Here is an 18,498-nt window from a genome sequence, read left to right as displayed (position 1 = left end):
GTATTATTAAATCATAGAAGGAATATGAGTGAGTAATTTATCACTATCCAGAAAAAGCCTGGTCGGCCGCCTAATGTTGGCTTTTTGCCTGCTGGGTTTCCTGTTATTGCTCTTAGTCTCTCTGGGCAGCCTGAGCCTCTACTGGGTTAAGTTAGCCGATAAATACCTCTATGATGAAGCGCTTCCGGCTTCTCAAGCCGCACGTTCACTGGTTCAATCTTCAAATGCATTGGCCGAAAATGCCACCGCTTTGGGTAGGGTAGAGGAAGAGCCACAACGACAGTTTATCGGGAGAACCCTGTCGATAAACAGTGCCAACATGCTGGGGGCGATTGCGAGCCTTAAGGTGCTGGAGGTACAGAGTGCTCGTCGTTTAGAGTTATCTGCCGGCGAGATTATTCATGATATGTCCCAGTTAGGCCTGCAAGTGGGAAAACGCCTGGCCGTTGCCGGGCAGCTCTCGACTCAGGGAGAGGCGTTAGCCAGGGCGGCAAGCCATAGCACTGCTTTACTTGAGGCCGAGTTGGCCGTGGTCGATTCTGCCATCCTGGCTAAATTGAGTTTGGCGTATCCCGAGGTTGCCGGAAATTCTAAGAGTGCTTATCTGCTCGATACCGTTATCGAACAAGACTTAGATATTCAGGAGCGACTCAATCGAGCCCTGAAACTGATCCATAATATTGCCTTGGTAGGTCAGCTACTTCAGTCTCCTGAGCAGGAGACCGGGCTGTTAAAAGTACTCAGCGGTATGTCGCAAATGCCGGCAATGAGCAGCTCATACCAGATCCAGCCTTTAGCTCCGTCATCGACTTCTCCAACGTCATCTCCAATGTTCAATATCGGTCCCAAAGTTGACTTGATGGCTCTGGAACTGCTCAAGGGCTTAATCAGGGACCCCGCCCGGGCACTGGAGCTCGATAAGGAACTGGTTATATTGCGTCAGGTGTCTCAGGGACTGGCTGCACAAAAACAATACTCTCAGCTGCTAAAGGAGCAGGACAAGCAACTACAGGCGCTGTCCGATAAGTTGTATGGACTCAACGAGGCCGTCGACAATGCGATGGCGACACAACAGCAACAAGCTGAACTTGCCCGAATCGATTATCTGCAGCAGCTGTCCTGGGCTAAGGCGGGTCTGTGGAGCACCGGAGTTCTTATGTTCCTGGTGATATTATTAGTCATCTACAAGGTGATATACAAAGGGATCGCACTGAGGTTAAACGAAGCCACCGAAGCCTTGTCCCGACTGAGTCTGGGGGATACCCAGGTGACGATTAATTCACATGGTGATGATGAGCTGACGGCGATGGCTAATGCGTTGAAGGCATTCAAACAGAAGACGGCCCATAACCAGAAGTTACAGGCTGAGTTGAGGGACAGTGCCGCCGAACTGACAGAACATAAAGCGGCGCTGGAGATCACCGTCGAGGCTCGAACCCAGGAGCTGGCAATAGCAAACAGACAGTTGGATGCGGAGGCCAAGGGTCATGCTCAGGCCCGAACGATGGCAGAGCAGGCCAACCAAGCTAAGTCGCTGTTTCTTGCCACCATGAGTCATGAAATTCGAACGCCGCTCAATGGATTATTGGGTACCCTGACTTTGTTGAGCCATTCGGATCTACCGGTGGCTCAAAAGCAGATGTTAGCCCTGTCGCAATATAGCGGCACACTATTGCAAACGGTGTTAAACGATATCTTAGATTTCTCCCGCCTCGAACAAGGGAAGCTGACTAATGAATGCCGCCCGGTTGCCATCAATGATCTGCTCGATGAGGTCGTGGCGATCATGTTGGCCGGCGCCGGGTTAGCAGGGTTAAAGCTGGTACTGGATAGCCCCCAACTGCCACAGTGTATCAGTATCGATGGCCCTAAGCTGAGACAGGTTCTGTTTAACTTGTTGGGTAACGCCATCAAGTTTACCCCTGAGGGAGAGGTGCGTCTGAAAGTTTATATCGAGGGAGAACGGCTCTATTTCGAGGTGATAGATACCGGGGTAGGGATCAGTCTTGATGCCAAAACCCAACTGTTTAAGGCATATAGTTCGCAACCGAATCTTGGGCGCTCAAGAGGAACCGGCTTAGGGCTGGCCATCAGTAAAGAGCTGGTGGAATTGATGTGTGAGAATTGCGAAGGAGACACGGACAGCGACTGTGGTGAAACAACTGAAGTCGTTGACCGGCTCTGGGTGGAAAGTGAGGTTAATAAGGGCAGCCGCTTTGGCTTTAGTTTACCTTTGCATGTTTGTAAGCAAGCCATCAGTACCTGCGACCAGGCGTTGAATGAAGTAAGTAAGAAGCAGGTATTAGTGATTGAAGATAATAAAGTGAATGCCATGGTGGCGCAGGGGTTCCTGGCGCACTTAGGTCACGAGTCCACCCTTGCCAATAGCTGCGCTGAAGCGCGCGAGTTATACCGCCCGGATACGGCTAAAGGCTTTGATGCCATCATGCTGGATATTCAATTGGGGGACGGATCCGGGATCGAGCTGCTCGAAGAGTTGCAGAACATCAACAAACAGGCATCTCACCGATTAGAGATTGCCGCATTCACCGCCCAGATCCAGGCCGATGATATTGTCAGTTATCAGAGGGCCGGTTTCGATATCGTATTGGGTAAGCCGCTGAATATGCAATCGTTAGCGGCTTGGATTGGTGTCGCTCAAATCCAATCACCGAAGGAGGCATCTGTACCGCCTCTGGGCAGTACCGTAGAAGAGCAGAGTAATGGAAGCACTGATGTCGATAAGGCTGAGTCACTGATCGATTTGAACCAGATACAGCAGGATATCGATTACCTCGGACTCGATGCGGTCACTGAGATGCTCGAGCTGTATAGAGAGTCCAGCCAGATTCAAATACAGGCCTTAGGTGAATACCCCAAGCATACGGGAACACTCCTGCACGCGCTTAAGGGGAGCAGTGCGAGTATGGGCCTTATTGCCATGGCTGAACGGTGTAAGGCGTTGGAGGGGGAGGCTTATCAAGTCAGTGAACACCAACAATTATCGCAGCTATACCGAGAGTCGATCGATAAGCTGGAGAGGATACTTACGCCATAATTCAGCCGAGGGGCGGACTCGCCCCTCCACCTCTCGGTCGTCAGCGGCTCCTGATAAGCCATTCTCACCTTATAGGGAATTCTGTTAAACTCCCCGGCAACTATTTATGTCGTTTTCTGTGGTGCCGTGTCATGTCTTTTTCATCTATGGCTTTGAGTCAAAAACTTATAACCCTGCTGTCTGAGTTAGGTTATTCATCACCTACGCCGATACAGGCTCATGCCATTCCGGTTATTTTAGCCGGACAGGATATTATGGCCGGCGCACAAACGGGAACCGGGAAAACCGCCGCATTTGCCTTGCCCATTTTGCAAAAACTTAGCGAGTGTGATGTTGAACTGTCGGATACGAAGCAAACCGTGAGTCTAAAACCTGTGCGGGCCTTGGTGCTGACACCGACCAGAGAGTTGGCGCTACAGGTTAATCAAAGTTTCGCTAAGTACGGCAAGGACTCGGGGTTAAATACCGCGATTGTCTACGGCGGTGTGAGTATCGATGCTCAAGCCGATGCCTTAAAAGCGGGTGTCGATATTCTGGTTGCGACGCCGGGTCGCCTTTTGGATCATCTCAGGCGCGGCTCGCTGACGTTGAAACAGCTGAATTTCTTAGTCTTCGATGAAGCCGACCGCATGTTAGATATGGGCTTTAAGGATGAGATTAACGCCATTTTAAAACAGGTACCCTCGAAGAGGCAGACTCTGCTGTTTTCCGCCACATTCGATCCCAGTGTATTTGCCCTGAGTAAACGTCTGCAGCAAGACCCTAAGCTGATTGAGGTGGATAAACGTAATACGCTAGCCGCTAAAGTGGAGCAGGTCGTTTATGCCGTCGATGCCGACAGGAAGAGTGAGCTTATCTGTCATCTGGTCAAGTCAAAGCTGTGGCAGCAAGTGCTGATATTCAGCCGTAAAAAGCAGGGCGCCGATAATATCGCCGCTAAGATGGTTAAGGCCGGCATTAAGGCGCAGGCGTTTCATGGTGACCTGTCACAGGCGGTAAGGGAAAAAGCATTGCAGCAGTTTAAGCAAGGCGAGATTCAGGTCTTGGTCGCGACCGATGTTGCGGCGCGGGGACTCGATGTCGAGGAACTGAAGGTGGTGGTGAATTATGAACTGCCCTTTATTGCCGAAGATTATATTCACCGGATTGGTCGCACCGGCCGTGCGGGAAATGCTGGGCTTGCTATCACCTTGTACAGTGAAGAAGATGCACTCCTTCTCGAAGAGATCGAGGCGTTACTGGACTCGCGGCTGCCCCAGCAATGGCTGCCGGGGTTTGAACCTGATTTAACCAAAGCCGAGCCAGTTACCCGAAAGAACAGTAAAGCGGCGCAGAAACAGAGAGCTAAGCGAAGAGCCTCAGGTGGCAAGAAGCCGGGTTCGAGGCGTTAAATGAAGTCGGTTATGTTTATACCGGTCGGTTTTATACTGATTGGTATTAGCACATTCGATAATCTGTGAGAAATAAAAAAATCCCCCCGCGAAGCAGGAGGATTTTATCGTTAGGCGGGCACTTTCTCCATCTAAACAGGGCCAATCTTATCCCTGTTCTAGTACCCCTCCTTTTACTTAAGCATGATTAATCGACGGGAGTATCGGTCCAGATCCCGCCTCGTTGTTTGGTCAAGGCTTCCATGGAGCCAGCATCAAATAGTGGTGGCGGTGTCGGATCATTCGCCAGCACGTTATGACAATCGCTACATGCGGCGCCGGCCGTAACGCTTCCCGCTCCACCATGGACCTGGTCGACAGGGCTTCCCGTTACAGGATCGGTATAAACCAGACCCGCAGTTGCATTCGCGCCGTTGAGGAAGTCGATACTATTGATACCTGGTTGGAACAACCAGATACGTGTCGCAGGAATAGCACTCCAATTTGGCAATGTATCCCGGCCCGTTCCAGCAAGAGACTGAGCAACGATAGCGCCGGGAACACCAAGGTCACCTAAGGTGATCTTCTTAGGGAAAGAGACATAGTGGTCCCGGGTGGTGTACTCCCAAAGATGCACTTCGAAACCTGCATCGTAAGTTCCACCCGCTACCATGGCGATATCATCGGTAGCACTACCGGTATCAAGCGCTCGTTGCATCTGAACATTCCATACACCTAAATTGCCGTCACCCGACTCAGGGGTATAGCTTGTTCCGTATGCGGTGATATCCGCCCGGCTACCAGCACCGGCTCTAAGAATTCGTCTAGGTACTGTATCGCCATCTACAGGAACGAAATCGCCGGAAACGTCGGCATAAGGAACAGCAAGCGGATTAGGCGTAGTGTGTCCCAGTTGCGCTGCGTCAGGCATGCTCATGTAATAAAATGGTGTGGTCCAGAAATCGCTCCAGGCGAAAGTACGCTCCCCGAATGTGGTTGTAGGATCCAGCAGGTATTGTGGGTTGCCATCGACATCGAGACCCTGGTTGAAGAATACACTTTGACCTCCGTCGCCTTTACGTCCACCGTTATCTGAACCGTCGCCGGGAGCATTACCGCCACCTCCGCCGGGGAAGTCGGTCGTCTTGATCCACTGATCGTCAGCCATGGCAATCGGATTACTTCTGGCGCCACGCCAATGCCATAGATCGGCCGCTATATCACCTTCGGCGCCTGCATCGCCAGGCAGAATATATTTACCGTCGTGACCGTTCGCCGCCGTCCACTGAGGCATATGGCGGCTATCGTCATGACAGCTCAAGAAACAACCTTGTTCACCGAAGGCGCCCGCAGCTTCCGCACGAGTTGGATCGCTGAGCATGATAGAGGTACGTTGCTCATAGATGGTAGATAGCAGCCCCATGTCGCCTTGATCGACATCACCGTCTATGGTTGCCTGGGCATCACGCCTGTCACCGCCTTCCTTCTGCCAAGCGGTGCCGTCATAGCGTAAATACTGATGGCGTTTGCCCTCATTGCCTCGATAAGATAAGCGCCAGAAGAAGGTGTCACCGTTATAGGCCGCTTGTACGTCATAGGCCATGATGGTGCCATGATCGCCATTATGGCCCTCTAAAGTCGGCAGAGGCAGAGTACTTCCGCCGACACCATCCGCGCCATCGGCACCGTCGACGCCGTCCGTTCCATTCGTACCATCGGCTCCTGCTGGCCCCGCTAGGCCATCTGCACCATCGGCACCATCATCTCCACCACAACCCCCAAGTAGAAATAACGAGGCGAATAGCCCGGAAATTAAAAATTTCTTGTTCATTTTGTCTCTCCTTAACAATCTGTTTTGATATGATTTATTTGCCACTGCGCAAGCTTACTTATTGTTTTATTTCTTCTTCTCCGATTTTAGTTATAAAGCGGTAAATTTAACAATGTGATAACAGTAGACTATGGATTAGATGTTGGTTTTTAAAGGTGACTCTTACTTGCACCTTAATTGATGGGGATCAATTTTTGACCGCTAAAGAGGTGATTTTTGTGATGAGGATTTGATCGGTTAGCCGCTCAATTTATGGCTAGCTAAAGTGAGTGACTTTTGAATCACTAGGAGAGAAAGCGCTTTGTCCTTGTCATATTACTGAGTATCATTGTGATGGTTTGATAATCAGTTTGATAAAGAATGAGGTTGAGATGGGGTGCCGTTTTTGCAACACATCTGTGTTTAAAGAGAAGATTGGTCGTTGTAAAACCTGTATGTGGCAGCTCACCATACTGTCTTTGATTAGCTGGCCGTTATGGTTCAGCTTCTATTATGAGCAGCCCTTAGTCGTCGAATCTATCGCCTTGCTGTTTTTCTGTGTGAGCTTTTCGGGGTTACTGCTATTGCACCTGCTGGTGTGGGCGTATCGACATTTCATTTTGGGTGAGCGGGAGCTTAAATAACCCGGCACTCATTTAACCTAAGCTCGGGTTAAATAAAAAAAGCGCCGGGAGACCCAGGCGCTTTCTCTATTCTTTTCTTACAACTTACAACTTACAACTTACAACTTACAACTGCTTTACTGCTCTGCCCGCAGACCTGTCACTTCGGCCTGTATCCAGCTCTGTGTTAAGCGGGTAAGCGCACTGTAAAACTGGCCGCTATCACATTGAGTGACCTTGGCGGCGAAGTTTCCTATCCAATTATTGAGATATGACTCAATAAATTCGAGTTGTGCAGCCTCATCACTGGTATTACATAGGTGTGCGGCATAAGCCAAGATCACGGCTAAGTGATCGGCCGGCTCCGGGAAGCTGCTCTGCACCTGAAGCTGGCTCTGTTTCAAAAACTGTAGCATCAGCTGATGTTGCTCTCCAAACAGAGTCGGCTCATCATCGGTTCCAGTCTGAGCATCATCCAGATAGAGGCTCGCGTAGGGAGAGGCGCTGTGCTTGGTGCCGACCAGAAACAAGCCACAGTAATCGGCGGCAAGCTCCAGCAGGGCTTTATCCGATTTAAGCGTATTGAGTACCGACACAAGAGTATCGACATCACTTTTAAATGCCTGCTCGCTGGCCAGTTGTGCCAAGAAACCTTGAGCTCGCTCACCGGTGAGCTCATGCAGAAGTTGATGATCGACCTCTTTGGCAAACAGGGAGGATAGCAGTTGATAGACCATCCCCCTTGCTTGATTGATAGCACTGTCCGTTACCGGCTCTCTATTCATATCTGTGTCTCAACAGGTCCATTGAAAGAACTTACTTCGGGTACTTTACCCTGATATTTCTCAAATTCAACCAGACAGGTATAGGCAGAGCAGGCCTGAGCCAGTTTTGATGTGCCGATATCCTGAGTCAGGGTATTTGGATCGCCATAGCTGCATAGGGCACCAATTTCTGCGCCGCCCTCTTTGCTGCCATCTTCGCCGACAGGGCCATACCAGGCACCCTCGTGGATACGTATGACACCCTGTGGGAAGCTGTCACTGACAACAGCGCCGGCGAGTAGTTGACCACGGTCGTTAAATACACGAACGATATCGCCATCTTTGATGCCACGTTTTTTCGCGTCGACGGGGCTCAGGTACACCGGCTCGCGGCCCTGTACGCTATAGGTTTCGCGATACTCTTTGGACTCACACATCTGAGAGTGCAAACGCTTGTCGGGATGGCAAGATTGCATCCAGACAGGGAACTTATCGGAGCCGGGTCCGCCGTGGCTACGTTCGAGTTTTTCCATCCAGGTCGGGTGACCCGGGCAGTCATCGTAACCATACTGGGCGATCTTACGGCTGAAGATCTCAATCAGACCCGAAGGGGTACCGAGAGGATTGATCTCAGGATCGTCCCTGAAGTCCGCATGACGTGTCCATGGCTTACCCTCACCGAAGTGGACGTAACCCTCTTTCCAGAAAGATTCGAAGTCCGGCATATCAAACTTACCGGCATTGGCCGCTTTACAATCGTTGTAGAGTTTAATGAGCCAATCTTTCTCCGTCATGCCACGAGTGTATGCTTTCTCTTTGCCCATGATGGCGGCGAAACGGGTAAATATTTCAAAGTCGGAGAGACTCTCAAACAGCGGCTCGACCATCTTCTGCATGGCGAGAATACCGCGGTTTGCGTAGCTGCCATAGACGTCGATATCGTTACGCTCGAAAGTCGTACAGGCTGGCAGTACGATATCGGAGAAACGACAGGTCGCGGTCCAGTTCATGTCTATGGTGACGACGCATTCAAGCTTCTGGAAAGCTTGCTTCATCTTGTTTCTGTCCTGGTGATGGTTCCAGGGGTTGTTACCCGAGAACACCATCATCTTGATGTCAGGGTAGGTGACTTTCGAGCCATTGGCATCGATAGTCTTTCCCGGCTCCATGATGGCGTCGATCCAGCGGGCGACAGGAATGGTACTGCTTGCGCCTTTAAAGTCATTGCTATCGAACAGTGGCTTCTGATCTTCGTCTAAGTTACGCGGGAAGGCCCCCGGCGCCGCGGCACCTGAAGAGGGTACGCCAATGCTTGAGTAGTGGTGACCATAACTGATGCCGCCACCGGGCAGGCCAATCTGGCCTATCATGGTAGCCAGTACGGCAGCCATCCAATAGGGCTGCTCGCCATGTTGTTGACGTTGAATACACCAGCCCATCATCATCTGAGTGCGACCTTTGGTCATCACTTTGGCTAAATCACGGATGATCTCTGCCGAAACGCCGGTGATCTCGCTTGCCCATTCAGGCGTCTTAGCGACGCCGTCGCTCTCACCCATGAGGTAAGGCAGGAATCGGTCGAAGCCTAGGCTATAGCCTTCGATGAACTTCTGATCGTGCAGCTTTTTGCTCACCATCTCATGGGCAATACCCAGCATCAAAGCAACGTCGGTTTGTGGATTGACGTAGAGCTGTTCACAGCCCAGATACTTCTGTGTCTTGGTGACCACGGGATCTATGCTTATCACGCGGATCTTGCCCTGCTTTACCTTCTCTTTCAGTTGAGCAAGATAGGCAAATGACTCGTGAGTCTCGGCGTTCCAGCCCACCTGAAGGTTCTTATAGGGATCGTTTGACCATAAAATAATGGTGTTCGATTCTTCGAGGATCAGTGGCCAGGAAGTACCCTGCGCATAGACCTCGGTGGAGCCTAAGATGTAAGGCAGAATGGTTTGCCCTGCACCCGTTGAGTAATCACCCACCTTCTTGACGAAGTTACCGTGCATGCCTATGGCACGTTGCATATGGCTGGTGCTGGAGTGTAGCTGACCCGTGGCGCGCCAGCCGGTTTGACCTGCATGTAGCCCAGATGGACCATATTTAGACTGCACCTCATCGAGTGAGTCTTTAAGCAGGTTGAGGGCCTTATCCCAGGTTACCCGAACGAAGCGAAAATCACCGCGTTGTGTGGTGTCACTCTTATGTCCCTTAAGCAGGAAGTCTAAACGCACCATAGGGTAGCGAACGCGAGATGGATTATAGACCAGCCCCTTAATACCATTGATCATATCCGTTGGATATTTATCAAGGTCGAAGGGTTTTACCTGGTCAATGACGCCATTCTTACGCTTCATCTTGAACGCACCGAAGTGCGACCCCGTTGTTAACCAGCCATCTTTTGACTTGGCGCCAGACGCGGCTAAGGCATTGAGTGGAGCGAGTACCGAGGCTCCGCTTAGGACAACATAAGATGTTGATACTAAGCCTTTTAGAAAGTCTCTTCTGTTCATTATTCGTGTCCTTTATTAGTGCGCTGACTTGTCAATGTTTATGTAAGAATGCGCTGCACTCAGACTGTTAATCAGTAATTTGTTATTCATGACTCCAGTCCTTTATTAGTGCGATGTTTTGACAAACGTCGATGAATGCTCTTGCAGGTATTTTTGAACCAGCGCCTGGGTATCTTGGTCCATATTGACGAACGCGATCATGCCCTGGAACATACCCGGCCAGGTGTTGGCATCGAAGTGCGCTTCATCCGGCTGCGTATGACATACGCTACAGCTGGTGGTATATGTGTCACGTGCGTAGTCCCAAAGTGGTTGCAGGTCACTCACCAGGTAGTCTTTATCTGTCCAGATTTGTGCTTCGACGCGTTGCCATTTTAGGCCTGTCATCGGATCTTCCTTCTCTTCGAAGGTTTCGATGACACCCTCTTCCAGAGCCGCATCTTTAGTCAGTTGTGCTGAGAGAATGTTGAGACCGAAGTCATAGTAGATCACGCGGCCCGCACCAATCTTCTTACGCCAGCCATCGATACCGATCTTTACGCGATTACCCTTGGTCTCTAATACTTTGACCTTGGTTGCTATATTCAGGGTGCCGGCTTCTACATCCGTTTTATCGTTATAGAAAAGTGGCTTGGTTAGTGCTGTGAAGTAGGTTTGTTCACTCTGTGGCGCACTTTCGCCTGATCCTACCTGCGCGATCAGTTCAGGTGCACGAGAGGTGCCCATGTCAGGCAGTTTATGAGCGATACCCTTATGACAATCGATACAGCTTTGATCCAGCTCTGCCGCTCGTTTCATCTGCTTCTGTGCGAGCTTGGACATGCTGTCCCATTTCATCGAGTCGTAGTTGTGGCAGTTTTTACAGGCAAGCGAGTTATCACGGTCGAAACGTTTCCATTCGCGGCTCGCCATCTCCAGGCGTTTAGCTTCGAACTTTTCACTGGTATTGACGGTTTGCAGTAACCAGCCCCACATATCATGGGACGCTTCAATTTTGCGACCTATCTTGCGGCTCCAGTTGTGTGGTACGTGACAATCCGGACACGTCGCGCGAACGCCGGAATGATTTGACCAGTGAACGGTCTCCTGTAGCTCTTGGTATGGCTTGCTCTCCATACTGTGGCAGCTAATACAAAACTCTTCGGTATTGGTCATCTCGAGTGCGGTATTGAAACCACCCCAGAAGATGATGCCCATCAGGAAGGCAGATAGACTGACCGTACCTAAGGTGAGGAATTTGGCTGGCTTGTTGAGTGTGCGCCAAATATTGATAAACCACTTCATAACAGCATCCTTTAAAAATCTTTAATTTGTTTTTGACTGACCGTGTCAGGAAAAGTTAATGGGCGACGACGCCACCAAATGCCTGGATCATCCAGATAATAAATCCGTAGGCACTGATACCTGTGATGGTGAGAATTGGGAAAAGCAGGAATATGATGACACTCAGGGCTTTAAGCTCCTTCGATTTCACTTGTTTTGCTGATTCTGAGGCTTCTTGATGTGCCATAACTGACTCTCTTTGATGATCTTATCTCTGATATAACTAATATAGAGCATGGTTGTGAATGGCTGTCATGCCTGCAATGAATGGTTTTAGTTAAATTATGAAAAAATATGAACAAGGTGAGGAGGCAGTATCGTTCCGGATTCGATGGCATCAGTAGGGACTGTGAGCGGGAGATGATATATTTGTATTTAAATCGTTTTTTTGGGGTATTTATGAAAGGTTTTTCTAACTTTGGACTTATCTTATTTTTTGCTGTTTTTTTCAATACGGCTTGCAGCAGCTCAGAAGTAGAGGGCGAAGTTGTGACTCAGCCTCCGGTAAAGGGAGCACAGGTAGGTTTTTATCTGGTATCAGATACAACAGATGTTGATAGCGAGCCAAAGTTAGTGAGCTACATGGGTCAGTCGCTGCAGTTGAAACAACCGGCAATTATTGGCAACGAAGATATCGCTTCTGTGAAGCCCCATAGCCCGACTAGTCTACTCCTGCAATTAACTCCCGCCGGTGGCGAGAAGCTTTTTGCGGCCACCAGTCATCATATTGGCAATCGAATGCTTATCATGCTTGATGAGGAGGTAGTTAACGTCGCGACCATTCAGATGGGGTTAGGGGGAAGCATGGTTATCACCGGATTGAACGAGAAGCTGATCTCACATCTGCTCTTATCTTTTGGTGATTAGAAAACTAGCCTTAAATTAATTGTTTAAATCACAGTTTGTTCTCAATCCTCTTTGTGCTATTGGGCTATTGCTGTAGAATCCGCCGCCAACAAAGGCTGTGTTGCCAGTGGATAATCTGTTCTTGATGGAATGAAATACTAATCCAGATGGAATGTAACTATTGGCATAGTTTCATACCGTTAGCGCTCAATGTTTCAAAGTAAGAGTGTTAAATCGAAAGTGTTAAAACTTGCAGGTCACTATAAATACAGAAAAGTATTAGTGGATCTCTCACCCGCTTTTTGCGGGGCTCTCACCTGCCATAGCCTTCCAAAATTTAAGAGATCAATAAGGTATAATATTATGCAGTCTGAACAGACAAGCCCTACCCCAGTACTATCTACAACTCAAGAATCTACAGTTCAAGAATCTACAGCTCAACCCTCTACAACTAAATCAGCTTCTGGCTCGGCACCGACTTCGGTATTAGACCGATACTTCAGCATCTCACAGCGTGGCAGCACCATAAAGTGTGAAGTGATAGCCGGTTTAACCACGTTCCTCGCCATGGTCTATTCGGTCATTGTGGTACCTAATATGTTAGGCGCCGCAGGCTTTGACCCCGGAGCCGTGTTTATTTCGACCTGTTTAATTGCTGCTTTCGGCTCCCTGTTAATGGGGCTGTGGGCCAATTTGCCGATGGCGATCGGTTGCGCTATCTCACTCACGGCATTTACTGCATTTAGCATGGTATTAGGGCAGGGGATCTCCATTCCCGTCACCCTTGGTGCCATCTTCTTGATGGGAATTGTATTTACCTTAGTCAGTGTTACCGGCATTCGTCAGTGGGTACTAACAAACTTACCCAAGGGTATCGCTCACGGTACGGGTATAGGTATCGGTTTGTTTTTATTGTTAATTGCGACAAATAGTGTGCAGTTGATTGTGGGCAATGATGCGGGGCTACCGGTAAAACTGGGTGATATTCATAGCCTTCCGGTCATCGCGACGATTGTCGGCTTGGCTGCGACTATTGGCTTAGAGCGACGCGGTGTGCCTGGTGGCATATTGCTCGTTATTATAGCGCTGTCTGTGTTTGGCTTGATATTCGATCCTTCGGTTCAATATCAAGGTCTTTTTGCCTGGCCAAATCTAATGTCTGAGCAATCACTTATCGGTCAATTGGATATTATGGGGGCGTTAAACCCTGTCGTGCTTCCTATAGTGCTCGCCTTAGTCATGACCGCGATATTCGATGCCACCGGAACAATTCGTGCGGTCGCCGGACAAGCTGAGCTACTCGACGAGAAAGATAATATTGTCGGTGGAGGGAAAGCACTAACCTCTGATTCTGTCAGCAGTATCGTCGCCGGCGCCGTCGGTGGCGCTCCTGCCGCCGTATATATCGAGTCTGCTGCGGGTACTGCGGCCGGTGGTAAAACGGGTCTGACAGCGACAATCGTTGGCATCCTGTTTCTGCTGATGATGTTTTTGGCACCCTTAAGTTATCTGGTCCCAGCCTATGCGACTGCGCCGGCTCTGATGTATGTGGGATTATTGATGCTTAGTAATGTGACTAAGCTGGATTTCGATGACAAAATTGATGCCATGGCGGGACTCACCTGTGCGGTCTTTATCATCTTAAGCTGTAATATTGTCACCGGTATTATGTTGGGCTTCGTGACGTTAGTCGTCGGGCGTCTCGCCAGCGGAGAGTGGCGTGCATTAAAGCCGGGTGTGGTAGCGATAACCTTAGGGCTTGTCGTCTTCTATATGGGCGGTTGGGCAATCTAACGTCCGAGACGAAGAGGGCCTGGCACTATTTAATGTGAATAGGCCCTTAATAGATCCTTCCAGGTGATGATCCCCACTATCTTTCCCCGTTTCAAGACGGGTAGAGAGCCTATATTGTGCTCAAGCATTAGTCGACTGGCTTCATTTAGTGTTTTATGTGGCGCAATCGTGACCGGGTTTCTCGACATCACCTGATGGGCCCTTCTCTGCAGGGTTTCACTATCTCGCTCCGTTTCATTGATGTTGCCAACATGGGGGCTCAAGGCTCGCAAATAGTCACGTTCGGACAGGACACCCTGCAGTTCATCGTCTTCGATAACCAGTAGATGGTGAAAGGGCGCATTTTCAAATATCTCTTTGGCAACAGACAGCCTGTCATCCATCTCTATGGTGACCACTCTGGTACTCATAATTTCCGATATTTTAATCTTCATATCAGGCCCCCTCATTCCCGTAAACGATTCATCACAAAGAATAAATAATTCCTAGTGTACATATTTATAGCAGTAATTGAGAGCGATTGAAAAGAGAATTATTTTGTATTAACTAAAATGCTTTTAGGAAGGGATATATTGAATTGACAGCCTTTATCCTTTTCTGAGTGCAAGGTTATTTCACCACCTAGCATCTGCGTCACTAAGTTATAGACTATATTCATGCCTAACCCGCTACCGCCTTTACCCCGTTTGGTGGTAAAGAAGGGATCGAATATTTTATCTTGAACCTGTATGGGTATTCCGCAACCATCATCTCGGTAGCTTAAGTCGATACCATGTCCTGTCTTGGTTATATGGAGGGATAAGTGACCCGAGTGTCCATCGGGGAATGCGTGAATGACGGAGTTATTGAATAGATTGCTCACAATTTGATAGAAGGTCCCCGGATTACTCTTAATGAAAAGGTCATCCGGACAGGTGTATTCATACTCATGCACAGTACGTGAAAGCATAGGGTTGAGGGAGAGAAATATCTCATCTAAATAGGTCTTAAGGTTAAATTCCCGGATCTCTTCATGGGACTGATCGACCGAGACCTGTTTAAAGCTCTTGATTAGTTTGGATGCTCGTTCCAGGTTGGTGAGTATTAGCTTTGAGCAATCATGAACTTCAGTTTGATACTCTTCAAAATCTTCATGGGATACCTCACCATCGGCATAGTGTTTATTGAATAGCCTTACGCTCTCCTGAAGATGGGATGAAGCGGTGACACTGATACCTATAGGGGTGTTAACTTCATGTGTGATGCTGGCGACCAGTCCGCCGAGGGTGGCCATCTTCTCTTTATCGAGGAGTTCAGTTTGAGTCAGCTTTAGCTCTTCGAGTGTCTCTTTGAGTTCATCGTTTTTATGTTGCAGCTCACTCGTTCTTTCGAGCACTCTGGTTTCTAAGTCACGATTGAGCGCTGTTAATGTGGCTTCATTATCTTTTTGAGCCTGAATGTTTTTGATCGTACCGGCTATTCGTGTTGGTTTTCCAAGCGGATCTCTGGTGATCACCTGGCCTCTATTCAGGACCCATAGCCAGGTTCCATCCCCCAGTATTGAACGGTACATCAACTTAAATTTATCTTGGCCTTGATTCATGCAGAGATCAATTTCTGCTGCAATTTCACGGTAATCGTCCGGATGAATACATTGTTTCATGGTGTCATTCAGGTTGGTCTCCCTATCGGGGTATTTCAGGAAAGTATTACTCCGTATCACCTCCTGAGTATCGATATCCCAATCCCAGAATTCATCACCGCTTCCCCATAGAGCCAGCTGAAGCCTCTGTTCACTCTTCTCAATTTCTGTGAATAATCGACTCTGTTGACGGTATTTTTTCGACTTAGAGTAGAGCAACAAAAAAAACAGAGAGATGAATCCCGTGATGTATAGACAGTAGGCCCACCAAGATAACCAAGGCGTGGGAAGTATTTGAATATCCACTCGTCTGACCGGGCTGTATTGGCCGTTAATATCTTTGGCTCTTAAGAGAAAAGTGTAGTCTCCCGATGCTATACCCGTGAAGCGGGCTACTTGGTCCGGATGGCCCGTGATCCATTTGTCATGCAAACCTATCATTTTGTATTCATAGGTTAATCTATTGGCTCTATGTAACTCAGGACTAAGATAATAGAGAGAGAAAATATCATCGTGATGGGATAATGTAAGCTGGCTCTCTTCAGGTATTGAGCTGTTTTTATGTCGCATATCACTCGATTGGTCTTTATTTAGAATCGATAGGGTATCAATTCTTGGTTCCCTGGGTGGGTGTAGAGTAGGGAGTTGATTTGCCCTGAATTGGTTAAAACCATTAATTCCCCCGAGGTAGATGCGGTTGTCGTCATCGAGAAAACCTGCTCCGAAATTAAATTCATTATCCTGAAGTCCATCGATGTTAGTGTAGTTTTTAACGCTAAAATCATGGGTATCAAACATACTAAGGCCCGATGCCGTGCCTACCCAGAGGTTTTGTTTGTTATCCATCAGAGTCAGGTAAGCGAGGTTTCCGATGAGCCCCTTGTCAGTATTAAAGAGCTGGGTGTCATGGGTGCGGGGATTGAAAGAGAAGATGCCATTACTGGAGCCTATCCATAAGATGTTATTTTCACCCATGAAGACGGACATCAACTGATCATCGGGAAAGTCTGCCTGAGTGTCGGTGTTGAAGCGAGTAAAGACTCCATCGATGGATAATCGGGTCAGTCCTGCGTCGTAGGAAGTGAACCAGTAGTTTCCCTCTTTGTCTTGGGTTAAGTTAGTTACCTCGTTACTTGCCAATGAGTTCGCGTCATTTTTGTCATATTGGAAATGGGTAAACCCTCTGGCCTCGCTGATATATTTTGCGACGCCGGCATCCATAGTCGTTATCCAGGCACTATTATCGCTGTCAAAATAGAGGCTAAAAAGATGATCACTGGGTAAGCCATTACTGTTGGCCAGATTGTGTTTGTAGTGAATGTAGCTCTGTTTATCCGGGGTGAAGATAAACAAACCTTCCCCTCGTGTGCCAACCCAAAATCGAGCGAATTTGTCCTCCTTCATGAAACTGATAAAACTCTGAGATAGTTTAGAACCCGGTACCACGAAAGGTTTAAAGCCGATAATCTGTCTGTTCTCATCCTCCTGGGCCTGATATAGCCCCTTGGCCGTGCCTATCCAAAGCTGTTGTCGATGGTCCCTGAATATGCTTCTGACATTGCCGTTACTAAGGCGGTTATCGGCAAAACTCTGCGGGTGCATATGACCAAAACTTTCGGCGTTTAGAAAGGTTTTATTGAGCCCGCCCCCCTTAGTGCCAATCCAAAGTTGATGAGCACTGTCTATGGCCAGAGAGGTGACCAAAGGGCTATTGAGTTGATGGCGATTTTTAGCCGCACCGGAGAAGAACTCGATAGTTTTGTGCTGGGGGGAGTATCTTGCTACCCCTTTTTTCTCTAGTCCTATCCAGAGCTTACCAAGTCTGTCTTTTTTTAAATTGGTTATTCGGTTGCCTTCGAGTCCGATAGCTGTGTCGATGTGCTTGAAGCTGTTTGTGTGAATGTCTAATAAATATAACCCCTTACTCTTGGTTCCTATCCAGAGAGTGTTACTCTGCCCGCTCTCTACACTGGTGATTTGCCCCTCAATTAAGGTGTTGTCGTTAGGAAAGTGAGTGAGGTTTAATTCCGGGGTCAGCAGGGAGAGGCCTCTGTCCGATGCTATCCACAGGCGCTCGAATTTATCGGTAAAGAGTCGGGTGATCCGGTTACTGATAAGCTTGTTTGCTTGACTGTTTTCTTGAGAGTCATCGGTGAATCGATGAATAATTTTATTCTCTGTGGGTGAGTAATGAATAAGGCCATCGGCCTTTGTTGCCAGCCATATATTGCCATCGCTGTCCTGACTGAGATCGGTAAATTCAGTATCGGGTAGTGGACTGTTTAAATGGTGGTAGAAGCTAAAGGTGTCGTGACTTGGATGATATTGGTTTACTCCATCGTTTTTTGTGAGTAACCAGAGTTGTTTTTTCTGCCCATAAAACAGTCGGGTGATGTGCTTTCCACTTGGTCCATGTTGGTCATTGGTGACGTCGTAAACCTTGAAGTTTTTACCGTCAAAACGGTTGAGGCCTGCCTGAGTTGCGGCCCAGAGAAATCCATCACTGTCGGTAACGATATCGTTGACCGTATTCATAGACAGACCATCTTCGGCTTCATAGAAGTCGAAGTCTGGCTGTTTGGCCATGGTGAGAGGTATACACCCTAATAGCCATGTCAAAATGAAGATGTGAATTCTCATTCCGGTGAGTTTTTCTTTAATTATTTGTGTCTGTTAAGTCTTTAAGTTTAGAAGTAAATCGTAAAAGTGCGAGGCGAAGTGATGGGATAAAAAAAAGAGTGGCAAAGCCACTCTTTTTTTTACTTAATACCGATTGGTA

The 18,498-nt window shown here is 48.4% G+C and carries 12 protein-coding genes; 5 read left to right on the top strand and 7 right to left on the bottom strand.

What is annotated here, in order from left to right; all coding sequences use genetic code 11:
* Positions 1-28 precede the first annotated feature (28 nt).
* Positions 29-3,058, top strand: coding sequence for a TMAO reductase system sensor histidine kinase/response regulator TorS (torS, locus tag SSED_RS17585; RefSeq protein ID WP_012143699.1), 3,030 nt, complete (start codon positions 29-31; stop codon positions 3,056-3,058).
* 131 nt (positions 3,059-3,189) lie between these two features.
* Positions 3,190-4,449, top strand: coding sequence for a DEAD/DEAH box helicase (locus SSED_RS17580; RefSeq protein ID WP_012143698.1), 1,260 nt, complete (start codon positions 3,190-3,192; stop codon positions 4,447-4,449).
* 187 nt (positions 4,450-4,636) lie between these two features.
* Here the strand turns inward: SSED_RS17580 and SSED_RS17575 are convergent, their stop codons facing one another.
* Complete coding sequence (locus SSED_RS17575) at positions 4,637-6,259, bottom strand: ethylbenzene dehydrogenase-related protein (protein WP_012143697.1); 1,623 nt, start codon at positions 6,257-6,259, stop codon at positions 4,637-4,639.
* 371 nt (positions 6,260-6,630) lie between these two features.
* Between SSED_RS17575 and SSED_RS17570 the strand changes: the two genes are divergently transcribed.
* A complete protein-coding gene (locus SSED_RS17570) occupies positions 6,631-6,882 on the top strand; it encodes a DUF3624 domain-containing protein (protein ID WP_012143696.1) in 252 nt (83 codons plus the stop codon).
* Positions 6,883-6,998: 116 nt separating this feature from the next.
* Here SSED_RS17570 and torD read toward each other — a convergent pair whose 3' ends face one another.
* The 4 genes from torD to torE form a co-directional block, all read right to left on the bottom strand.
* The gene (gene torD / locus SSED_RS17565; RefSeq protein ID WP_012143695.1) at positions 6,999-7,646 is read right to left on the bottom strand and encodes a molecular chaperone TorD; all 648 of its coding nucleotides are present in this window, start codon (positions 7,644-7,646) and stop codon (positions 6,999-7,001) included.
* The gene (gene torA, locus SSED_RS17560) at positions 7,643-10,135 is read right to left on the bottom strand and encodes a trimethylamine-N-oxide reductase TorA (protein ID WP_012143694.1); all 2,493 of its coding nucleotides are present in this window, start codon (positions 10,133-10,135) and stop codon (positions 7,643-7,645) included. Before torA ends, torD begins: the two co-directional genes overlap by 4 nt.
* A gap of 105 nt (positions 10,136-10,240) precedes the next feature.
* Positions 10,241-11,419: a pentaheme c-type cytochrome TorC gene (gene torC, locus SSED_RS17555; protein WP_012143693.1), complete on the bottom strand. Its 1,179-nt coding sequence runs from the start codon at positions 11,417-11,419 to the stop codon at positions 10,241-10,243.
* A gap of 55 nt (positions 11,420-11,474) precedes the next feature.
* Entirely contained in the window at positions 11,475-11,645 is a 171-nt protein-coding gene (gene torE, locus SSED_RS17550) for a trimethylamine N-oxide reductase system protein TorE (RefSeq protein ID WP_012143692.1), read from the bottom strand.
* 212 nt (positions 11,646-11,857) lie between these two features.
* On the opposite strand from torE, the gene SSED_RS17545 reads away from it, so the two are divergent.
* Together SSED_RS17545 and SSED_RS17540 are read left to right on the top strand one after the other, a co-directional pair.
* A complete protein-coding gene (locus tag SSED_RS17545; protein WP_012143691.1) occupies positions 11,858-12,325 on the top strand; it encodes a SecDF P1 head subdomain-containing protein in 468 nt (155 codons plus the stop codon).
* A gap of 342 nt (positions 12,326-12,667) precedes the next feature.
* On the top strand, positions 12,668-14,098 hold the full coding sequence (locus SSED_RS17540) for an NCS2 family permease (protein WP_012143690.1): 1,431 nt from the start codon (positions 12,668-12,670) through the stop codon (positions 14,096-14,098).
* A 29-nt stretch (positions 14,099-14,127) separates the two neighbouring features.
* On the opposite strand, the gene SSED_RS17535 is transcribed toward SSED_RS17540, so the two are convergent.
* Both SSED_RS17535 and SSED_RS17530 read right to left on the bottom strand, forming a co-directional pair.
* The gene (locus SSED_RS17535) at positions 14,128-14,532 is read right to left on the bottom strand and encodes a CBS domain-containing protein (protein WP_012143689.1); all 405 of its coding nucleotides are present in this window, start codon (positions 14,530-14,532) and stop codon (positions 14,128-14,130) included.
* Positions 14,533-14,630: 98 nt separating this feature from the next.
* Positions 14,631-18,305: a two-component regulator propeller domain-containing protein gene (locus tag SSED_RS17530; protein WP_223295923.1), complete on the bottom strand. Its 3,675-nt coding sequence runs from the start codon at positions 18,303-18,305 to the stop codon at positions 14,631-14,633.
* Positions 18,306-18,498: the final 193 nt, after the last annotated feature.

The sequence above is a fragment of the Shewanella sediminis HAW-EB3 genome, from assembly GCF_000018025.1.
GTDB classification, from domain to species: domain Bacteria; phylum Pseudomonadota; class Gammaproteobacteria; order Enterobacterales; family Shewanellaceae; genus Shewanella; species Shewanella sediminis.
This window is presented reverse-complemented; position numbering and strand designations above follow the sequence as displayed.